This is a genomic window from Bacillus sp. SIMBA_074 (assembly GCF_046534555.1).
In the GTDB taxonomy this organism is placed as follows: domain Bacteria; phylum Bacillota; class Bacilli; order Bacillales; family Bacillaceae_G; genus Bacillus_A; species Bacillus_A mycoides.
This window is the reverse complement of the sequence record NZ_JAWRYM010000692.1, coordinates 1-263: the sequence shown is the minus strand read 5'-3', so window position 1 is coordinate 263 and position 263 is coordinate 1. Positions and strand designations below refer to the sequence as shown.

Below are 263 nucleotides of genomic sequence, written 5' to 3'. Positions count from 1 at the left end.
CTATCGGTTTGACTGCTGCCGGACTTGCTGCTGAGGGACAGGTGACGATGATTGACGTCAACGAGCGTGCTGTGAGCTTGGCGCGACGTAACGCGGAGTTGAATGGCGTGGAAAATGTTGAGGTTCTCGTTAGCGATGTTTACAGCGGCGTGCAGGGAAAGCAGTACGATATCATCCTGACCAATCCACCTATTCGAGCGGGCAAAGAAATCGTCCATCGCATTTTTACGGAAGGGTATGAGCTCCTGGCTGAAGGTGGCGAG

General features: G+C 53.6%; 1 protein-coding gene. It reads left to right on the top strand.

Annotated elements, in window-relative coordinates; all coding sequences use genetic code 11:
• On the top strand, nt 1-263 hold a 263-nt coding region (locus SB773_RS32550; protein ID WP_410594520.1), incomplete at both ends, for a class I SAM-dependent methyltransferase.